The sequence below is a fragment of the Streptomyces glaucus genome, from assembly GCF_039533365.1.
Classification (GTDB): domain Bacteria; phylum Actinomycetota; class Actinomycetes; order Streptomycetales; family Streptomycetaceae; genus Streptomyces; species Streptomyces glaucus.
This window is the reverse complement of sequence record NZ_BAAATK010000005.1, coordinates 66,789-84,000: the sequence shown is the minus strand read 5'-3', so window position 1 is coordinate 84,000 and position 17,212 is coordinate 66,789. Positions and strand designations below refer to the sequence as shown.

The following is a 17,212-nucleotide window of genomic DNA, read 5'->3' as shown; positions in this document are numbered from 1 at the left end:
GAAGGGGGGCCGCCGATGGGCTGGCACCGGGAGCCGCTGATCGGCTTCGACCTGGAGACGACCGGCACGGATCCGCGCGAGGCGCGCATCGTCACGGGGGCCGTGATCGAGGTCAGGGACGGGGAGCCGGTGAGGCGCCGGGAGTGGCTGGCCGACCCCGGGGTGGAGATCCCGGCGGACGCGGTGGCGGTCCACGGCATCAGCACCGAGCGGGCGGCCGCCGAGGGCCGCCCCGCCGACCGGGTCGCGGACGAGATCGCCGACGTGCTCGTGGCGTACTGGACGTCGGGCGTCCCGGTTGTCGCCTACAACGCCGCCTTCGACCTCACGCTGCTCTCCGCGGAGCTGCGGCGGCACGCCCTGCCGTCACTGCGCGACCGGCTGGGCGGCGCGGCCCCCGCCCCGGTCATCGACCCCTACACCATCGACCGCTCCGTCGACCGCTACCGCCGCGGCAAGCGCACCCTCGAAGCGGTCTGCGCGGAGTACGGCGTCGCGTTCGGCACCGCCCACGACGCCGCGGCCGACGCGCTCGCCGCGGCCCGGCTGGCCCGCGCGATAGCCGGCCGCCACCCCGAGGTCGCGGCCCTCGGCCCGGCGGAGCTGCACCGCCGCCAGATCGAGTGGTACGCCGAGTGGGCGGCGGACTTCCAGGCCTTCCTGCGCCGCAAGGGCGACGCGACCGCGGTGGTCGACGGGACGTGGCCGGTGCGGGAGCCCGTGGGCGACAGGGTCTGAGCAGGGCCGCCGACGGCTCAGAACGGATACCAGCGCACCGTCTCGTCGCCGTCCCGCAGCGACGCCACCCGGCGCTCGAACTCGGCCAGTGCCCTGGGGTTGCTCGGCGCGTGCTGGGCCACCCAGGCGCAGCTGGCCGTCTCGCGGGCACCGCGCAGGACCGAGCAGCCCTCCCACTCGCGCACGTCCCAGCCGTACGCCTCGGTGAAGGAGTCGTACGCCTCGGCGGGCAGCCCGTAACGGTCCCGGGACAGGGCCATGACCACCAGGTCGTGCTCGCGCAGATCGGCGGAGAAGGTCTCCAGGTCGACCAGGACCGGCCCGTCGGGGCCGATGTGCACATTGCGGGGCAGCGCGTCGCCGTGGATCGGGCCGGGCGTCAGCCGGGGCGTCAGCCCGGCCGCGGCCGCCGCGAAACCGTCGCGGCGTTCGCGCAGATACGCCGCGTCCGCGGGGTCGATCACATCGCCCGCGAGTCGCAGCCAGCGTTCCACGCCCCCCAGCAGATCGCGGGGCGGCAGCGTCAGGGGAGGGGAGGGCAGCGCGTGGACGAGCCGCAGCAGTCCGGCCAGGTCCCGGGGCTCGGCGGGCCGCACCGGATCCGGCAGCCGGTGCCACACGGTCACCGGATGCCCCTCGACCAGCAGCGCCTTCGGCTCGGCCGCCCGCACCGCCGGCACCCCCGCCCCGGCCAGCCACACCGCGACGTCCAGCTCGCGCTGCGCCCGGTCCAGGAGCCCGGCGTCGCGGCCCACCTTGACGACCAGGTCACCGGCGGCGAACACCGCGTTCTCGCCCAGGGCGAGCAGCCGCGCCTCCCGCGCCGGGCCGGGCAGCACGCCCGCCGCGGCCACCACGTCCCGTGCCTTGGCCTCGTCCATCGTCCTCCGCCTCCGTGTCCTTCCTCGCGCGGGCCCGGCCCGGGCCGTGTCCTTCCTCGCCCGTGTCCGGCCCGATCCGGCCCCGGCCCCGGCACGGTTCCGGCCTGATCCCGCGCCCGTGCCGGGACCGGCGGCGGGGCACTCGCCGCCGGACCCCCGCCGTCCGTCGGCCAGTGTCGCATCCGCACGGGCCGGAGCCGGCGGGCGCACCCGGCTGCCGATGCTCTCCGCCCGCGGGAAGGCCTTACGCCACGGGCGGTTCGGCCACGCGGCGGCGCGGGGCCGCGTCACGGCCGCCGCGCTCCCGGTCCCGCCGGCCGTTCTCCGCGCCGGCCGTCCCGGGGGAGGGGAGGACGGACGAGGACCCGCACGACCGCCCGCGCCGGCCGGTACGCCGCCCCGCTCGCGTACCTCGTCCTCCTCGCCCTCCCCTCCTCCGGCTGCCGGCCACCGCGTTCGAAGCGCCGCGCGAGCCGGGCGGTCCCCGGCGGAAAATCCGTTGCCCGCCGCCCGCGGGCCCTCCTACCGTGCTGTCCGTGGGAATCAACGCGATCTACATCTCCGGTCACGACCGGGGCTGCACGCACTCCGTCCGGATGCGCCGCGGTCCCGGAGCCCTGACCGGTCCGGGACGCCCCGTCCGCTGATCCGCCGCGGCCGCCGGCCTTCCCGCTTCGCTCTTCCCCCGTCTTCCGGTCAGGGCCCTCGTCTGCCCTTTTCCCCCTCACGGAAGACAAGGACCGCAGGCCATGGCCCGCCCCACGCGCGTCTCGCGCGCCCTCTCGCAGAACTTCCTCGCCGACCGCGCCACCGCCGAACGCTTCGCCCGGCTCGCCGCACCGCACCCCCGCCCCGTCCCCCTGCTGCTGGAGGTCGGCGCGGGGAAGGGCGCGTTGACGCGGACGCTCGCCCCCCGCTGCCGGGAACTGGTCGCCTACGAGATCGATCCCCGGCTCGTCCCCGTCCTGCGCGCCCGCTTCGCGGACACTCCCCACGTCCGCGTCGTGGCCGGGGACTTCCTGGCCGCACGGCCCCCGCGCACACCGTTCTCCGTCGCCGGGAACGTGCCCTTCTCCCGCACCTCCGCCGTCGTCGACTGGTGCCTGAGGGCTCCGGCCCTGACCGATGCCACCCTGCTCACCCAGCTGGAGTACGCCCGCAAGCGCACCGGCGACTACGGCAGCTGGACCCTGCTGACGATCCGTACCTGGCCCCGTTACGAGTGGCGGCTGGCCGGGCGGGTCGGCCGGTACGGTTTCCGGCCCGTGCCGCGCGTCGACGCCGGGATCCTCCGCGTCGAACGCCGCCGCACCCCGCTGCTCGACGCCGACGCCTGCCGCAGTTGGCGGCACCTGGTGGAGCTGGGTTTCTCGGGGGTCGGCGGCTCGCTGCACGCCTCCCTGAGCCGGGCCCACCCCAAGCGGCGCGTCGACGCCGCGTTCCGTGCCGCGCGCCTCGATCCGGGCGTGCCCGTCGGCGCGGTGCCGCCCGAGCGGTGGCTCCGGCTGCACGAGGTGCTGACCTCATGAGAAATGAGTTGTACGAGACGTCTCGTCTCGCGTATGGTCGCTGCCATGACCAGTCCCGCTCACCTCGCCATGTTCTCCATCGCCGCCCACGGCCACGTGAACCCCAGCCTGGAGGTGATCCGCGAACTCGTCGCGCGCGGGCACCGGGTCACGTACGCGATCCCGCCCGCCTTCGCCGAGAAGGTCGCCGCGACCGGCGCCGAACCCAGGCTGTGGCACTCCACGCTGCCCGGCCCCGACGCCGACCCGGAGGCGTGGGGGACCACCCTCCTGGACAACGTGGAGCCGTTCCTCGACGACGCGATCCAGGCGCTGCCCCAGCTGATCGAGGCGTACGAGGGGGACGAACCGGACCTCGTGCTCCACGACATCACCTCCTACCCCGCCCGGGTCCTCGCCCACCGCTGGGGCGTGCCGGCGATCTCCCTCTCGCCCAACCTCGTCGCCTGGGAGGGCTACGAGGAGGAGGTCGCCGAGCCGATGTGGGCGGAGCCGAAGCGGACCGAGCGCGGGCGGGCCTACTACGCCCGGTTCCGGGCGTGGCTGGAGGAGAACGGGATCACCGAGCATCCGGACTCGTTCGTGGGCCGTCCCGCCCGCTCCCTCGTCCTGATCCCGAGGGTGCTCCAGCCCCACGCCGACCGGGTCGACGAGAGCGTGTACACCTTCGTGGGCGCCTGTCAGGGCGACCGCGGCGCCGAGGGGGACTGGCAGCGGCCCGCCGGCGCCGAGAAGGTCGTGCTCGTGTCGCTGGGGTCGGCCTTCACCAAGCAGCCGGGCTTCTACCGGGAGTGCGTCCAGGCCTTCGGCGGTCTGCCGGGCTGGCACACGGTGCTGCAGATCGGCCGGCACGTCGACCCCGCCGAGCTGGGGGACCTGCCCGGGAACGTCGAGGTGCACTCCTGGGTGCCGCAGTTGGCGATTCTGAGGCAGGCCGACCTGTTCGTCACCCACGCCGGCGCGGGCGGCAGCCAGGAGGGGCTGGCCACCGCGACGCCGATGATCGCCGTGCCGCAGGCCGTGGACCAGTTCGGCAACGCCGACATGCTCCAGGGCCTCGGCGTCGCCCGCCACCTGCCCAGGGAGGAGGCGACCGCCGCCGCCCTGCGGGAGACCGCGCTGCGCCTGGTCGACGACCCGGAGGTCGCCCGCCGGCTGAAGGACGTCCAGGCGGAGATGGCCCGGGAGGGCGGCACGCGGCGGGCCGCCGACCTCATCGAGGCCGAGCTGCCCGCAGGGGCGGACCCCGCGTGACCACGGGGGCCGGCGCCGCGGGCGCGCACCGCCCGGCACGGGAACCGGGGCCGACCGCCCCGGCGCACGGGTGAGGCCCGGCTCCCCGCAAGGCGCGGGGAGCCGGGCCTCGCTCCGGCGGCCGTCGGACCCCCGCCGGCGCGCCCTCGTCACGCGCGGTGCGCGTGACCGCCTCCGGCGCCTCGTCGTGCGTCGGGTCCGGCAGCCGGCGCAGCCACCGCGGCAGGCACCGGTCGCGCTCGCCGAGCAGCGCCGTCACCGCCGGCAGCAGCACGCCCCGGACGACCGTCGCGTCGATCAGGACCGCCGCCGCGAGACCGGCGCCCATCCGCTTCATGGACTGCGTGGACCACGTCCCGAGAACGCGAACACGACGGCCCTGCCGCCGTGCCCGCCGCCCGCCCTAGGGTGGGCGGATGACGACGATGTACGCGGCGCTGCTGCGCGGGATCAACGTGGGCGGCCGCCGGAAGGTCCCGATGGCCGACCTGCGCACGCTCCTGGAGGAACTCGGCCTCCGCGCCGTCCGCACCCACCTGCAGAGCGGGCAGGCCGTGTTCGCGGCCGGGCGCGGCGAGGAGGAGGCGCTGGCCGCCGAGCTGACGCGGGCGATCGAGAAGCGGTTCGGTTTCGCGGTGGACGTGATCGTGCGCGACCACGCGTATCTGCGGGCGGTCGCCGAGGCGTGCCCGTTCCCGGCCGCCGAGCTGGAGGCGAAGCAGCTCCACGTCACCTACTTCTCCGCACCCGTCGACGCCGGGCGGTTCGCGGAGATCGACCGGGCCGCCCACCTCCCCGAGGAGTTCCGGCTCGGCGACCGCGCCCTGTACCTGTACGCGCCGCACGGCCTCGGCCGCTCCCGGCTCGCCGAGCAGCTGTCCAGGCCCCGCGTGAACAAGGGCCTGATCGCCACCACCCGCAACTGGAACACCGTCGTCGCACTCGTGGAGCTGACCCGCGGCTGACCGGGACCCCGCCGTCGAGGCCGCCGTCCGGGGCGAGCCGGCGCGGCTCGGCCCCGAGGTCCGCCGCTCCCCGGAACGGATCGCGGCGCTGCCGCACCCCGGCTTCCACGAGTTCGACGCCCGGGAGGAACGACCGCCGGCGGCGTCAGGCGCCGATCGCCGCCGGCACCGGCAGGCACGCCGCGTCGTAGCGCTCCAGCAGGACCCGCGCCACCTCCGGGGCCGGGCCGAGGACACCGGCGAGGACGTCCGCCTCCGCGGCGCCGCGCGCGATGCGGTCCGGCAGGAAGCCGGGGGCCAGGACGTACGGGGCGACGGCGACCCGCGCACAGCCCAGGGCCCGCAGCTCGCGCACCGCGTCCTCGGTGCGCGGCAGGGAAGCGGAGGCGAACGCAGGCCGCACGGCGCACCAACCGGTGTGCCGCCACTCCCGCGCGATGTCAGCGATCACTGCGATCGCCTCCGGGTCGGTGGACCCCGCCGAGGCCAGCACGACCCCGGTCGAGGACTTGTCGGCGGGGCTCAGCCCCGCCTCGTACAGCCGCCGTTCCAGGGCGGCGAGCAGCAGCGGCGACGGGCCGAGGACCTCCGCCTGCCGGATCCGCAGCTGCGGCGGCGCGTCCGCGAGGACCGCCGGGATGTCCGCCTTCGCGTGGAAGGCGCGGGTGAGCAGCAACGGCAGGGCCACCACGTCCCGGACGCCCCTTTGCCGCCCGCCCCTGCCGCGGTGCGGCGCCTCGCGCCGCGCCTCCTCCGCCAGGGACTCCAGCACCCCCTGCACCGAGGGGAGGTTGAAGTCCAGGAAGCCGGTCTCCACGCGCACGTCCGGCCGCAGCGCCCGCACCCGCCGCACCAGGGCGTGGACGGTCGCGGCGTGCCGCGGATCGCGGCTGCCGTGGGCGACGACGAGCAGGACCGGACGGTGCATGACGTGCCTCAGCCCCTCACCAGCAGACCGCGGCTGCGCAGCACCCACCGCTCCAGCGGGCTGAAGATGAGCAGGTCGATGGCGATGCCGACGATCAGGATGAGCAGGATGGCCTCGAACACCATGGCCATGTCGCTGGCGTTGCGGCCGTTCTCCAGCAGCTGGCCGAGGCCGACGCCGAGGTCGGGGAAGGAGGCGATGATCTCCGCGGCCATCAGGGAGCGCCACGAGAACGCCCAGCCCTGCTTCAGGCCGGCGACGTAGCCGGGCAGGGCGGCGGGCAGCACGATGTGCCAGGTGCCCTTCAGCCCGGTGGCGCCGAGGGTGCGGCCCGCGCGCAGGAACAGCGGCGGCACCTGGTCGACGCCGGACACCAGGCCGTTGGCGATGGAGGGGACGGCGCCCAGCAGGATCACCGCGTACATCATCGAGTTGTTCAGCCCCAGCCAGATCACCGCCGGCGGCACCCACGCCACCGACGGCAGCGACTGCAGGCCGGACAGGATCGGGCCGATGGCCGCCCGGACGAACTTCACGCGCGCCACCAGCAGGCCCAGCGGGGTGCCGATCAGCAGCGCGAAGCAGAAGCCGAGCAGGCCGCGGGAGACGCTGGTCCAGATGTAGTCGAGCAGCTCGCCCTGGAGCCACGCCTGCCGGACCACGTCCCACACGGCGGCGGGCGCGGGCAGCTTGCTCGGGTCGTCGACGACCCCGAAGGAGATCAGCGCCTGCCACACCACCAGCACCAGCGCGACGGCGAGGACGGGCGGCAGGATCTTCTCGGTGAAGGTCTGCCGGAAGGGCTTGCGCCGGATCTGCACCGCGTCCAGCGCGTCCAGTCCGGCCTCCAGGCCGGCCAGGTCGTTGCCGTCCTTGGCGGTCGTCCCGGTGACGGTCGTCTCAGTGCTGGCCATGGCGACGGATCTCCCCCCGCAGTTCTTCGGTGATCTCGACGGACAGTTCCGCCACGGCGGTGTCCTCGATGCGCCGCGGATGCGGGATGTCCACGGTCCACTCGCGTGCGATCCGCCCGGGCCGGGAGGACAGCAGTACCACGCGCTGCGCGAGGCGGACCGCCTCGCGCACGTTGTGCGTGACGAACAGGACGGACACGTTCGTCTCCCGCCAGATGCGGGTCAGCTCGTCGTGCAGCACGTCCCGCGTGATCGCGTCCAGGGCCGCGAACGGCTCGTCCATCAGCAGCAGCCTGCTCTCCTGCGCGAGCGCGCGGGCCATGGCGACACGCTGGCGCATACCGCCGGACAGCTCGTGCACCCGCTTGCCGTACGCGCCCTTCAGCCGGACCAGTTCGAGCAGCTGCTCGGCCCGCTCGCGGCGCCCGGACTTGGGCACCCCCCGGAGCTTCAGGGCGAGTTCGATGTTCTTGCCCGCGGTCAGCCAGGGGAAGAGGGCGTGCTCCTGGAACATCAGGGCCGGGCGGCCGTCGGTGACGATGCCGCCGGCGGTGGGCCGGTCGAGGCCCGCCACCAGGTTCAGCAGCGTCGACTTGCCGCAGCCCGAGGCCCCCAGGAGGGTGACGAACTCGCCGGGCGCGACATCGAGGCTGATGTCGTCCAGCACGAGCTGCTGCCCGGCGGGGCCCGGGAACGACTTCGAGACGTGCTCGATCCGGGCGGCCTGCGCGGCCGCCTCGGTGCCGTCGTCGGCCTTGGCGAGGGTCGTGGCCATGGTCGTCACCTCCTGGGGACGCATCGGATGCGGGACTTGCTCACTCGGCGCCGAGACCGGCGTCGTCGACCGTGCTCTCGCCCTCGGCCTTCAGGACCTTGTTCAGGATCGTGAGGTCGTAGATGCCCTTGAGGTCGGGCTTCTCCAGCAGACCCGCCTTGACCGCGTGCTCCGCCTCGGTGTCGAGGGTGGCGGCCAGCGGGTCGTCGGTGAACCGGATCGACTTCCACGCCGGGTCCAGCACCTCGGCCGGCAGGGCCTTGCCGGAGTCCTTCTCCAGCTGCTCGTTCGCCGCCGCCTTCGCCTCGTCGGGGTGGGCGTTGATCCACCGGTTGGTCTCGACGGACGCCCTCAGCACGGCCTCGACGGCCTTCGGGTGCTCCTTGAGGAACTCCTGCCGCACGATGATGTTCGTGATCACGAACTTGCCGTCGGGCCACAGCGTGGACTCGTCCAGCAGCACCTTGCCGCCCTCGGCGACCAGCTTCGACGCGGTCGGCTCCGGCACCCAGGCCCCGTCGACGGAGCCGGCCTTGAAAGCGTCCGGGGTGACCTTGTTGTCGCTGCGGACGACGGTGACGTCGCCCTTGCCGCTCTGCGGGTCGACCTTCCAGCCCTGCTCGGCGATCCAGTTGAGCAGCGCCACGTCCTGCGTGTTGCCGAGCTGCGGCGTGGCGATCCTCTTGCCCTTGACGTCCTCGAGGGACTTGACCTTGTCCGGGTCGACGACGAGCTTCACGCCGCCGGACGCCGAACCGCCGATGATCCGCAGGTTGGTGCCGTTCGACTTGGTGTAGCCGTTGATCGCCGGGGACGGGCCGATCCAGCCGATGTCGATGGAGCCGGAGTTCAGGGCCTCGATCTCGGAGGGGCCGGCGTTGAAGGTGGCGTACTCGGCTCTGGTGGCGCCGAGCTGCTTCTGGAAGAAGCCCTTCTGCACGCCCACGAGCGCGGTGCCGTGGGTGAGGTTGCCGAAGTAGCCGATCTTCACGGAGTCGAGACCGTCGATCTTCTTCGCCCCGGCGGCGACCTCGACGTTGCCGTCGTCCTCGGCCTGGGAGCCGTATCCGCAGGCGGCGAGGGTGAGCAGGGGGAGGGCGGCGAGGGCCGCGAAGGCGCGGCGGAGGGCGGTGGTGGCAGGCACGGGAGGCTTTCCTCTCGTTGGCCCGGCGGTCACGGTCTCTCAGGTCGTGGCCGGGAGGTCGGCAGGTCTTCGTCTACGGCGGCGGGGGGTGAGGGCGCGCGAGCGGTGCGCGTACGTCAGCGCGCACATCGCGCCACTCCGCCCTGCCCGCTGCCGAGGGCGCCGCTGCCGACGCGGCCGCCCTCCTTCGCGAACATCGAGTAGAAGTCGGGGGGGGTCATGTCAGAAGTCCCACCCGTCGTCGTCGGCCTCGGCCGCGACGGGCTCCGGGGAGGCGAAGGACTCGCCGACCATGCCCGCGGTGAGGGTGGTGCCGTCGGCGGGGTCGATCAGGATGAACGAGCCGGTGCGGCGCGAGTCGGCGTAGGAGTCGACCGGCAGCGGCTCGGCGGCGCGGATCTTCACCCGGCCGATGTCGTTGGCGGCGAGCTGTCCCGGGTGCGGGTGCAGGGACAGGTCGTCGAGGGTGAGCCGGGACGGGATGTCCTTGACGATCGCCTTGACCGTGCGGGTGCCGTGCTTGAGCAGCACCCGGTGGCCGACGGTCAGCGGCTGGTCGGCGACGTGGCAGACGGTGGCCTCGATGTCCTGCGTGGTGGGCGGCGCGTCCGTGCTGGGCACGATCAGGTCGCCGCGCGAGATGTCGATGTCGTCCTCCAGCAGGAGGGTCACCGACTGCGGGGTCCAGGCCACGTCGACGGGCTCGCCCAGCAGGTCGATGCCGGCGATCCTGGTGCTCCGGCCGGAGGGCAGGACGGTCACGGACTCGCCGACCCGGAAGGTGCCGGCCGCGATCTGGCCCGCGTAGCCCCGGTAGTCGGGGTGCTCGGCGGTCTGCGGCCGGATCACGTACTGCACGGGCAGCCGGGCGTGGCAGTGCGCCAGGTCGTGGCTGACCGGGACGGTCTCCAGGTGTTCCAGCACCGTCGGGCCGCCGTACCAGTCCATGTGGGCGGAGGGTTCGACGACGTTGTCGCCGGCGAGCGCGGAGATGGGGATCGCGGTGATCTCCGGGACGCCCAGTTCGGTGGCGTAGGCGGTGAACTCCTCGGCGATCGCGGCGAAGGCGCTTTCCCGGTAGCCGACGAGGTCCATCTTGTTGACGGCGAGGACGACGTGCGGGACGCGCAGCAGGGCGGCGATGGCGGCGTGGCGGCGGGTCTGCTCGACGACGCCGTTGCGGGCGTCGACCAGGACGACGGTCAGTTCGGCGGTGGAGGCGCCGGTGACCATGTTGCGGGTGTACTGCACGTGGCCGGGGGTGTCGGCGAGGATGAACCGGCGGCGCGGGGTGGCGAAGTAGCGGTAGGCCACGTCGATGGTGATGCCCTGCTCGCGCTCCGCGCGCAGCCCGTCGGTCAGCAGCGCCAGGTCCGGGCCGTCCTGGCCGCGGCCGGCCGAGGCCCGCTGCACGGCCTCCAGCTGGTCGGCCAGTACCGACTTGGAGTCGTGCAGCAGCCGCCCCACCAGGGTGGACTTGCCGTCGTCGACGGAGCCGGCGGTGGCGAACCGCAGCAGGGTGGTGGCCGAGAGCTCCTCGGTCGTGGTCGTGGTCATGGCTAGAAGTACCCCTCGCGCTTGCGGTCCTCCATGGCGGCCTCGGAGAGCTTGTCGTCGGCGCGGGTGGCGCCGCGTTCGGTGAGGCGGGAGGCGGCGATCTCGGCGATCACCTTCTCGATGGTGTCGGCGTCGGAGTCGACCGCGCCGGTGCAGGACATGTCGCCGACCGTGCGGTAGCGCACGAGCCGCTTCTCCACGGTCTCGCCGTCCCTGGGCCCGCCCCAGGCGCCGGCGGTCAGCCACATGCCGTCGCGGCGGAAGACCTCGCGGTGGTGGGCGTAGTAGATGGAGGGCAGCTCGATGTGCTCGCGGGCGATGTACTGCCACACGTCCAGCTCGGTCCAGTTGGACAGCGGGAAGACGCGCACGTGCTCGCCGGGGGCGTGGCGGCCGTTGTAGAGGTTCCACAGTTCGGGGCGCTGGCGGCGCGGGTCCCACTGGGAGAACTCGTCGCGCAGGGAGAACACGCGTTCCTTGGCGCGGGCCTTCTCCTCGTCGCGGCGTCCGCCGCCGAAGACCGCGTCGAACTTCTCGGCGCGGATCGTCTCGGTCAGCGGCAGGGTCTGCAGCGGGTTGCGGGTGCCGTCCGGGCGTTCCCGGAGGATCCCGCGGTCGATGTAGTCCTGCACCGAGGCGACGTGCAGGCGCAGGCCGTGCTCCTCGACCGTGCGGTCGCGGTAGTCGATCACCTCGGGGAAGTTGTGCCCGGTGTCCACGTGCAGCAGCGCGAACGGCACCGGCGCCGGGGTGAACGCCTTCAGCGCCAGGTGGAGCATGACGATGGAGTCCTTGCCCCCGGAGAACAGCAGGACGGGGTTCTCGAACTCGCCCGCCACCTCGCGGAAGACGTGCACCGCCTCCGACTCCAGGGCGTCGAGGTGGGACAGGGCGTACGGGGTGTCCGTACCGCCCTCGCCCCCCTTGACGGTGGCGACGGTCGTCGTCATGCCAGTCCCCTTTCGCTCAGCAGGGCGTACACCGCGGCGGCGGACTCCTGGACGGTCTGGTGCTGCGACTCGATGCGCAGGTCGGGCGCGACGGGCTCCTCGTACGGGTCGTCGACCCCGGTGAGCCCCGTCAGCTCGCCCGCGGCCTGCTTGGCGTACAGGCCCTTGACGTCCCGCTCGCTGCACACCTCGACCGGGGTCGCCACGTGCACCTCCAGGTACGGCGTGCCGTTCGCCTGGTGGCGCTTGCGCACCGCCTCGCGGCTGTCGGCGTACGGCGCGATCACCGGGACCAGCGCCGTCACGCCGTTGCGGGCGAGCAGTTCGGCGACGAAGCCGATGCGCTGCACGTTGGTGTGCCGGTCCTCGCGGCTGAAGCCGAGGCCCGCCGAGATGAACTCGCGGATCTCGTCGCCGTCGAGCACCTCGACCCGGTGGCCCTCCGCGCGGAGCCGGCCGGCCAGCTCGTACGCGATGGTGGTCTTGCCGGCGCTGGGCAGACCCGTGAGCCAGACGGTGGCTCCGCTCGTCACGTGGTTCTCCTGATTCGTCGAAGGCACGGTCATCGTCAGCCGTGCAGCCCGCACTCGGTCTTGGCGCGGCCCGCCCAGCGGCCGGCCCGCGCGTCCTCGCCCTGAAGGACCCGCCGGGTGCAGGGGGCGCAGCCGATGGAGGCGTAACCGTCCATCAGCAGCGGGTTGGTGAGGACGCCGTGCTCGGCGACGTACGCGTCCACGTCGTCCTGGGTCCAGCGGGCGATGGGGGAGATCTTGACCTTCTGCCGCTTCTCGTCCCAGCCGACGACCGGGGTGTTCGCCCGGGTCGGGGACTCGTCGCGGCGCAGGCCCGTCGCCCAGGCCGCGTAGCCCTTCAGGCCCTCCTCCAGCGGCTGGACCTTGCGCAGCTTGCAGCACAGGTCGGGGTCGCGGTCGTGCAGTTTCGGGCCGTACTCGGCGTCCTGCTCGGCGACCGTCTGGCGCGGGGTGAGCGTGATGACGTTGACGTCCATCACGGCGTCCACGGCGTCGCGGGTGCCGATGGTCTCCTCGAAGTGGTAGCCGGTGTCGAGGAACACCACGTCGACGCCGGGCATCACCCGGGAGGCGAGGTGGGCGACCACCGCGTCCTCCATCGAGGAGGTCACGCAGAACCGCTTGCCGAAGGTGTCGGCGGCCCACTTGAGGATCTCCAGCGCGGAGGCGTCCTCCAGCTCGCGGCCCGCCTGCTCGGCGAGCGCCTTCAAGTCCTCGCTCGCGCGCTCCTGCTGAATAGCCGTCATATCCGTGTCCCTCCCGCGTCGGGTCGCTGAAGCCCCCGGGCCAGCAGCCCGAGGAACCTCAACTGGAAAGCCCGGTTGCATGCCGCGCATTCCCATGCGCCGTGGCCGCCCTGGGCGGCCTCACTGGGACGAAGGTCCTCGTCGCCGCAGTAGGGGCAGTAGAAGGGAGCCGCACGCTCGCTCACGACAGGGCCTCCTCCGAGGCGCGGGCGGCCCAGGCGGCGAACCGCTCGCCGTCCTCGCGTTCGGCCTGGAACCGCTTCAGGACGCGCTCGACGTAGTCCGGCAGCTCCTCCGCGGTGACCTTCAGGCCGCGCACCTTGCGGCCGAAGCCCGCTTCCAGGCCGAGCGCCCCGCCGAGGTGCACCTGGAAGCCCTCGACCTGCTCGCCGTTGTCGTCGAGGACCAGCTGGCCCTTGAGGCCGATGTCGGCGACCTGGATGCGGGCGCAGGCGTTCGGGCAGCCGTTGAGGTTGATGGTGATCGGCTCGCCGAAGTCCGGCAGGCGGCGCTCCAGTTCGTCGATCAGCTGGGAGCCGCGCTGCTTGGTCTCGACGATGGCGAGCTTGCAGTACTCGATGCCGGTGCAGGCCATGGTGCCGCGCCGGAAGGGGGAGGGCTTGGCCGTCAGGTCCAGCGCCTCCAGGGACTCGACCAGGGAGTCGACCTGCGACTCCGCCACGTCGAGAATGATCATCTTCTGTTCGACCGTGGTGCGGATCCGGCCCGAGCCGTGCGCCTCGGCCAGATCGGCGATCTTCGTCAGAGTGGTGCCGTCGACGCGGCCGACGCGCGGGGCGAAACCGACGTAGAAGCGGCCGTCCTTCTGGCGGTGCACGCCGATGTGGTCGCGCCACTGCTGCACCGGCTGCTCCGGAGCGGGGCCGTCGACCAGCTTGCGCCCGAGGTACTCGTCCTCCAGCACCTGGCGGAACTTCTCCGCGCCCCAGTCGGCGACCAGGAACTTCAGGCGGGCGCGGTTGCGCAGCCGCCGGTAGCCGTAGTCGCGGAAGATCGACAGCACGCCCTCGTAGACGTCCGGGACCTCCTCCAGCGGCACCCAGGCGCCCAGCCGCACGCCCAGCTTGGGGTTGGTCGACAGGCCGCCGCCGACCCACACGTCGAAGCCCGGCCCGTGCTCGGGGTGCCGGACGCCGACGAACGCGACGTCGTTGATCTCGTGGACCACGTCCAGCAGCGGCGAGCCGGAGATCGCCGTCTTGAACTTCCGGGGGAGGTTCGAATACGCCTTGTTGCCCAGGACGCGGCGCTTCATCTCCTCCAGGGCCGGGGTGCCGTCGATGATCTCGTCCTCGGCGATGCCGGCGACCGGGGAGCCGATCATCACGCGGGGGGTGTCGCCGCAGGCGGTCACCGTGGACAGGCCCACGGCCTCCAGGCGGTTCCAGATCTCGGGCACGTCCTCGATCCGGATCCAGTGGTACTGGACGTTCTGCCGGTCGGTGATGTCGGCCGTGCCGCGCGCGAACTCCTGCGAGATCTCACCGATGACCCGCAGCTGACGGGTGGTGAGCGCCCCGCCGTCGACGCGGACGCGCATCATGAAGTACTCGTCGTCCAGCTCCTCCGGCTCCAGCACCGCGGTCTTGCCGCCGTCGATGCCGGGCCGGCGCTGGGTGTACAGGCCCCACCAGCGCATCCGGCCGCGCAGGTCGTTGGGGTCGATCGAGTCGAAGCCCCGCTGGGAGTAGATCGTCTCAATGCGTGTCCGCACATTGAGACCGTCGTCGTCCTTCTTGAACTGCTCGTTGCCGTTGAGCGGGGTGAAGTGACCCGCGGCCCACTGACCCTCGCCGCGGTGACGGCTCACCTTGCGGCGGGGAGTCGCGGCGGCGGGGTTCTGCGGGGTGGCGGCCATGGTTGACACGTCCTTCGGGACAGGCGGAAAGCGGCTCTGACCTGCGCGTACACGCGCATGGGCATACGTGCGCGACGTTGCGCGGGGAGGCGGTGAAAAGGGGTTTCCGGGCGGTGCCGGGGCGGTCAGCTCGCCGGACAGATGGCGCTGGACATGCGGCCGAGGTCGACGTGTCGCCGACTCACCAAGGCAATTCCAGTTCCGGACATGACGGAAGCGTGTCACGGCGATCTGGACACAGTCCAGCTTTGTCCGTCATGCGGACACCCTTGTCCCGGATGGCAAGATGAGGGTGTCGTCGGTCACACGGCGTGGATCCGGCCGTGTCCGCGCAGGTCAGGAGGGGAACGCCCCGGGCCACGGCCCCGGTGCGGGAACCTCCGGCTCCTCCTCGACCCTGGTGTCGAACAGCTTGAAGCCCCGGCGCAGGTAGTTGGCCAGCGCGTGCTCGCCGTCCTTGCTGCAGGTGTGCAGCCACACCCGCCGGGTCGGCTTCCGCCCCGGCCAGCGGTCCGCGAGGTCCCACGCGCGGGCGGTGCCGTACGCCAGCAGATGGCCGCCGATGCGGCGCCCGCGGAAGGCGGGCAGGAGCCCGAAGTAGACGATCTCCACCACCCCGTCGTCCTGCGGGTCCAGCTCCACGTACCCCGCGGGCGTCCCGCGGTCGTAGGCCACCCAGGTCTCCACACCGGGCCGGTCCAGGTGCGCCCGCCACTGCGCGTAGGTCCAGCCGAGCCGGTCGGTCCAGCGGATGTCGCCGCCGACCGAGGCGTACAGGAAGCGGCTGAACTCGGGCGAGGGCACCTCGGCGCGGACGATCCGGACGTCGCCGTCGGGCGCGGCGGCCGGGAGGAGGTCGGCCGGGGAGGTCTGCTCCAGGGACCAGGTGGTCACGGGGATGGTGGTCATGCCGGTCAGGGAATCATCCGTCCGGGCGGTCTGTCGATCCGCCGGCCGCGGACCCCGCCGGCCGGCGTCAGCGCAGCGCGTCCTCGACCGAGGACAGGGGAGTCGCGAACAGCACCCCGTCCGCCTGGGTCCACACCTCGCCGGTCTCCTCCCAGTAGGACAGGGACTGCGCGCCCCCGCTCCAGCACAGCCGGGTCTCGTCGGCGCCGCACCGCGTGGCCCGCGCGCCGCCGGTGTCCTGCCGCCACAGCGTTCCGCGCCGGTCCCGCGCCTCGGCCGCGCGGCCGAGGTACCAGGCCGAGCGGTACGACAGCACGCCGCGCACGTCCGTGGTCCTGGTCTCGTACGCCTCGCCGGCGCTCACCCGGCCGGCGGCGCCGGTGGCCAGCAGCCCGGCGCGGGCCGGGTCGGAGCTGAAGGAGTAGCGCCACAGCCGGGTCGGCCGGTCGCCGTCCGCGGGGACCCACTCGCTCACCACCAGGCTGTCCGGCGCGGTGCTGCGGTCCAGGGAGATGCCGGCGGGCCGGGGCGTGTCCCGGCCGCCGGGCAGGGTGTACGAGGCGACGGCGGGCAGCACGAACCGGTGGCCGTGCGCCGCCCAGCCGCCGGGCACCCGGCCCACGGTGCCGGCGTCGACGCTGGTGCGCTGGATGCGGTCCAGGTCGTACACGTACAGGGCGGTGCGGTCGCCCGCGCCGGCGGTGACCAGCAGCTTGTCCTGGTACCAGACCATGCCGGACACGGGGGAGGCGAGCTCCCGGTAGTCGCGCCCGCCGTCGACCGGGACGACGAGCAGGGCCGAGGCGTGGCGCAGGCGCTCCGGGTCGTCGGCGTCGACGAAGGCGACCCGGGCCAGGCCCCGGCCGGCCGGGCCCTCGTACCGGGTCCAGGCGGACAGGATCACGCGGTGCCCGCCCCAGTGGCCGTCGTCGTCGGCGTCGCCGGAGGTGGTGACCGCTCCGGGCCGCCAGCCGGCGGTGTCGGCGGCGTCCCAGCAGTAGGCGCGGGTGGCGGCGGGCGCGACGGGCAGCGCGGCGCGCTCCTCGGCCGTGCAGTCGGGGGAGGCGCGCAGGGCGCGGTCGGCGGCGTCGAGGACGGCGGCGACGCCCACGGGCCGGCCCATCGCCGAGGCGAGCCGGTCCAGCCAGCGCTGGGGCACCCGGCGCTCCGTCACGTGCAGCCGGTCCTTCGCGGCGGGCGCGGTGAGCGGCCGCAGCGCGGCGGCGTCCTCGACGTCCGTGGCCTGGGAGGCGCTGATCATCGTGGCGGCGGCCGTCAGCGCGAGGGCGGTCCCGGCCAGGGCGGCGCGCAGCGCCCTGCCCCGCTTGCGCCGTCGGTGTCTGCCGCGGTGCGTCATGGAACCCCTCTTCCTGGCTCGTTCGCCTCCGGGGCGCTCCGCCTGTGCCGTAGGAGGCCGAGGCACCGGGCCAACTGCGCCTGCCGGTCCGTACGTTGACCGAGAAGCGCGTGGGATGGCCCGTGCCGATGCTACGGCAGGCCGGGGGCCCAG

17 protein-coding genes and 2 pseudogenes are annotated in these 17,212 nt (G+C 73.6%); 4 read left to right on the top strand and 15 right to left on the bottom strand.

Annotated elements, in window-relative coordinates; all coding sequences use genetic code 11:
• The first annotated feature begins 15 nt into the window (after positions 1-15).
• On the top strand, positions 16-738 hold the full coding sequence (locus ABD363_RS05595) for a 3'-5' exonuclease (RefSeq protein ID WP_344600225.1): 723 nt from the start codon (positions 16-18) through the stop codon (positions 736-738).
• A gap of 17 nt (positions 739-755) precedes the next feature.
• Here ABD363_RS05595 and ABD363_RS05590 read toward each other — a convergent pair whose 3' ends face one another.
• On the bottom strand, positions 756-1,619 hold the full coding sequence (locus tag ABD363_RS05590; RefSeq protein ID WP_344600224.1) for a phosphotransferase enzyme family protein: 864 nt from the start codon (positions 1,617-1,619) through the stop codon (positions 756-758).
• A 749-nt stretch (positions 1,620-2,368) separates the two neighbouring features.
• Between ABD363_RS05590 and erm(O) the strand changes: the two genes are divergently transcribed.
• Positions 2,369-3,148: a 23S rRNA (adenine(2058)-N(6))-methyltransferase Erm(O) gene (gene erm(O), locus ABD363_RS05585; protein WP_344600223.1), complete on the top strand. Its 780-nt coding sequence runs from the start codon at positions 2,369-2,371 to the stop codon at positions 3,146-3,148.
• Positions 3,145-4,402 (top strand): annotated as a pseudogene (locus tag ABD363_RS05580) (glycosyltransferase). The gene erm(O) and the pseudogene ABD363_RS05580 overlap by 4 nt, the downstream one beginning before the upstream one ends.
• Positions 4,403-4,535: 133 nt before the next feature.
• Here ABD363_RS05580 and ABD363_RS05575 read toward each other — a convergent pair.
• A pseudogene (locus ABD363_RS05575) lies at positions 4,536-4,766 on the bottom strand (MMPL family transporter); the annotation flags it as partial.
• 52 nt (positions 4,767-4,818) lie between these two features.
• Here ABD363_RS05575 and ABD363_RS05570 point away from each other — a divergent pair.
• A complete protein-coding gene (locus ABD363_RS05570) occupies positions 4,819-5,367 on the top strand; it encodes a DUF1697 domain-containing protein (RefSeq protein WP_344600222.1) in 549 nt (182 codons plus the stop codon).
• A 145-nt stretch (positions 5,368-5,512) separates the two neighbouring features.
• Here the strand turns inward: ABD363_RS05570 and ABD363_RS05565 are convergent, their stop codons facing one another.
• The 13 genes from ABD363_RS05565 to ABD363_RS05505 form a co-directional block, all read right to left on the bottom strand.
• On the bottom strand, positions 5,513-6,295 hold the full coding sequence (locus ABD363_RS05565) for a sirohydrochlorin chelatase (protein ID WP_344600221.1): 783 nt from the start codon (positions 6,293-6,295) through the stop codon (positions 5,513-5,515).
• A gap of 8 nt (positions 6,296-6,303) precedes the next feature.
• Positions 6,304-7,209, bottom strand: a complete 906-nt coding sequence (locus ABD363_RS05560) for an ABC transporter permease (protein ID WP_344600220.1) — start codon at positions 7,207-7,209, stop codon at positions 6,304-6,306.
• Positions 7,196-7,984 (bottom strand): ABC transporter ATP-binding protein, encoded by a 789-nt coding sequence (locus ABD363_RS05555; RefSeq protein WP_344600219.1) that lies wholly within the window; start codon positions 7,982-7,984, stop codon positions 7,196-7,198. Before ABD363_RS05555 ends, ABD363_RS05560 begins: the two co-directional genes overlap by 14 nt.
• A gap of 40 nt (positions 7,985-8,024) precedes the next feature.
• Entirely contained in the window at positions 8,025-9,128 is a 1,104-nt protein-coding gene (locus tag ABD363_RS05550) for an aliphatic sulfonate ABC transporter substrate-binding protein (RefSeq protein ID WP_344600218.1), read from the bottom strand.
• A gap of 222 nt (positions 9,129-9,350) precedes the next feature.
• Complete coding sequence (locus ABD363_RS05545; protein WP_344600217.1) at positions 9,351-10,685, bottom strand: sulfate adenylyltransferase subunit 1; 1,335 nt, start codon at positions 10,683-10,685, stop codon at positions 9,351-9,353.
• Between the two features lie 2 nt (positions 10,686-10,687).
• Complete coding sequence (gene cysD / locus ABD363_RS05540; protein WP_344600216.1) at positions 10,688-11,635, bottom strand: sulfate adenylyltransferase subunit CysD; 948 nt, start codon at positions 11,633-11,635, stop codon at positions 10,688-10,690.
• Positions 11,632-12,201 (bottom strand): adenylyl-sulfate kinase, encoded by a 570-nt coding sequence (gene cysC / locus ABD363_RS05535; RefSeq protein WP_344600215.1) that lies wholly within the window; start codon positions 12,199-12,201, stop codon positions 11,632-11,634. Before cysC ends, cysD begins: the two co-directional genes overlap by 4 nt.
• Positions 12,202-12,203: 2 nt before the next feature.
• A complete protein-coding gene (locus ABD363_RS05530) occupies positions 12,204-12,914 on the bottom strand; it encodes a phosphoadenylyl-sulfate reductase (protein ID WP_344600214.1) in 711 nt (236 codons plus the stop codon).
• Positions 12,911-13,099 (bottom strand): hypothetical protein, encoded by a 189-nt coding sequence (locus ABD363_RS05525; protein WP_344600213.1) that lies wholly within the window; start codon positions 13,097-13,099, stop codon positions 12,911-12,913. The genes ABD363_RS05530 and ABD363_RS05525 overlap by 4 nt, the downstream gene beginning before the upstream one ends.
• Positions 13,096-14,793 carry a nitrite/sulfite reductase gene (locus ABD363_RS05520; protein WP_344600212.1) on the bottom strand — a complete coding sequence of 566 codons (1,698 nt, stop codon included), beginning with the start codon at positions 14,791-14,793 and terminating at the stop codon, positions 13,096-13,098. Before ABD363_RS05520 ends, ABD363_RS05525 begins: the two co-directional genes overlap by 4 nt.
• Positions 14,794-14,918: 125 nt before the next feature.
• Entirely contained in the window at positions 14,919-15,002 is an 84-nt protein-coding gene (locus tag ABD363_RS05515) for a putative leader peptide (RefSeq protein WP_309486338.1), read from the bottom strand.
• Positions 15,003-15,129: 127 nt separating this feature from the next.
• A complete protein-coding gene (locus ABD363_RS05510) occupies positions 15,130-15,702 on the bottom strand; it encodes a GNAT family N-acetyltransferase (RefSeq protein ID WP_344600211.1) in 573 nt (190 codons plus the stop codon).
• Positions 15,703-15,769: 67 nt separating this feature from the next.
• The gene (locus ABD363_RS05505; RefSeq protein WP_344600210.1) at positions 15,770-17,059 is read right to left on the bottom strand and encodes a hypothetical protein; all 1,290 of its coding nucleotides are present in this window, start codon (positions 17,057-17,059) and stop codon (positions 15,770-15,772) included.
• Positions 17,060-17,212 lie beyond the last annotated feature (153 nt).

Coding starts and splice junctions, on each gene's coding strand:
- ABD363_RS05590 (WP_344600224.1), bottom strand. CDS start 1,619: ATGGACGAGGCCAAGGCACGGGACGTGGTGGCCGCGGCGGGCGTGCTG.
- ABD363_RS05595 (WP_344600225.1), top strand. CDS start 16: ATGGGCTGGCACCGGGAGCCGCTGATCGGCTTCGACCTGGAGACGACC.
- ABD363_RS05555 (WP_344600219.1), bottom strand. CDS start 7,984: ATGGCCACGACCCTCGCCAAGGCCGACGACGGCACCGAGGCGGCCGCG.
- cysD (WP_344600216.1), bottom strand. CDS start 11,635: ATGACGACGACCGTCGCCACCGTCAAGGGGGGCGAGGGCGGTACGGAC.
- ABD363_RS05515 (WP_309486338.1), bottom strand. CDS start 15,002: ATGTCCGGAACTGGAATTGCCTTGGTGAGTCGGCGACACGTCGACCTC.
- cysC (WP_344600215.1), bottom strand. CDS start 12,201: ATGACCGTGCCTTCGACGAATCAGGAGAACCACGTGACGAGCGGAGCC.
- ABD363_RS05565 (WP_344600221.1), bottom strand. CDS start 6,295: ATGCACCGTCCGGTCCTGCTCGTCGTCGCCCACGGCAGCCGCGATCCG.
- ABD363_RS05545 (WP_344600217.1), bottom strand. CDS start 10,685: ATGACCACGACCACGACCGAGGAGCTCTCGGCCACCACCCTGCTGCGG.
- ABD363_RS05520 (WP_344600212.1), bottom strand. CDS start 14,793: ATGGCCGCCACCCCGCAGAACCCCGCCGCCGCGACTCCCCGCCGCAAG.
- ABD363_RS05560 (WP_344600220.1), bottom strand. CDS start 7,209: ATGGCCAGCACTGAGACGACCGTCACCGGGACGACCGCCAAGGACGGC.
- ABD363_RS05570 (WP_344600222.1), top strand. CDS start 4,819: ATGACGACGATGTACGCGGCGCTGCTGCGCGGGATCAACGTGGGCGGC.
- ABD363_RS05510 (WP_344600211.1), bottom strand. CDS start 15,702: ATGACCACCATCCCCGTGACCACCTGGTCCCTGGAGCAGACCTCCCCG.
- ABD363_RS05505 (WP_344600210.1), bottom strand. CDS start 17,059: ATGACGCACCGCGGCAGACACCGACGGCGCAAGCGGGGCAGGGCGCTG.
- ABD363_RS05530 (WP_344600214.1), bottom strand. CDS start 12,914: ATGACGGCTATTCAGCAGGAGCGCGCGAGCGAGGACTTGAAGGCGCTC.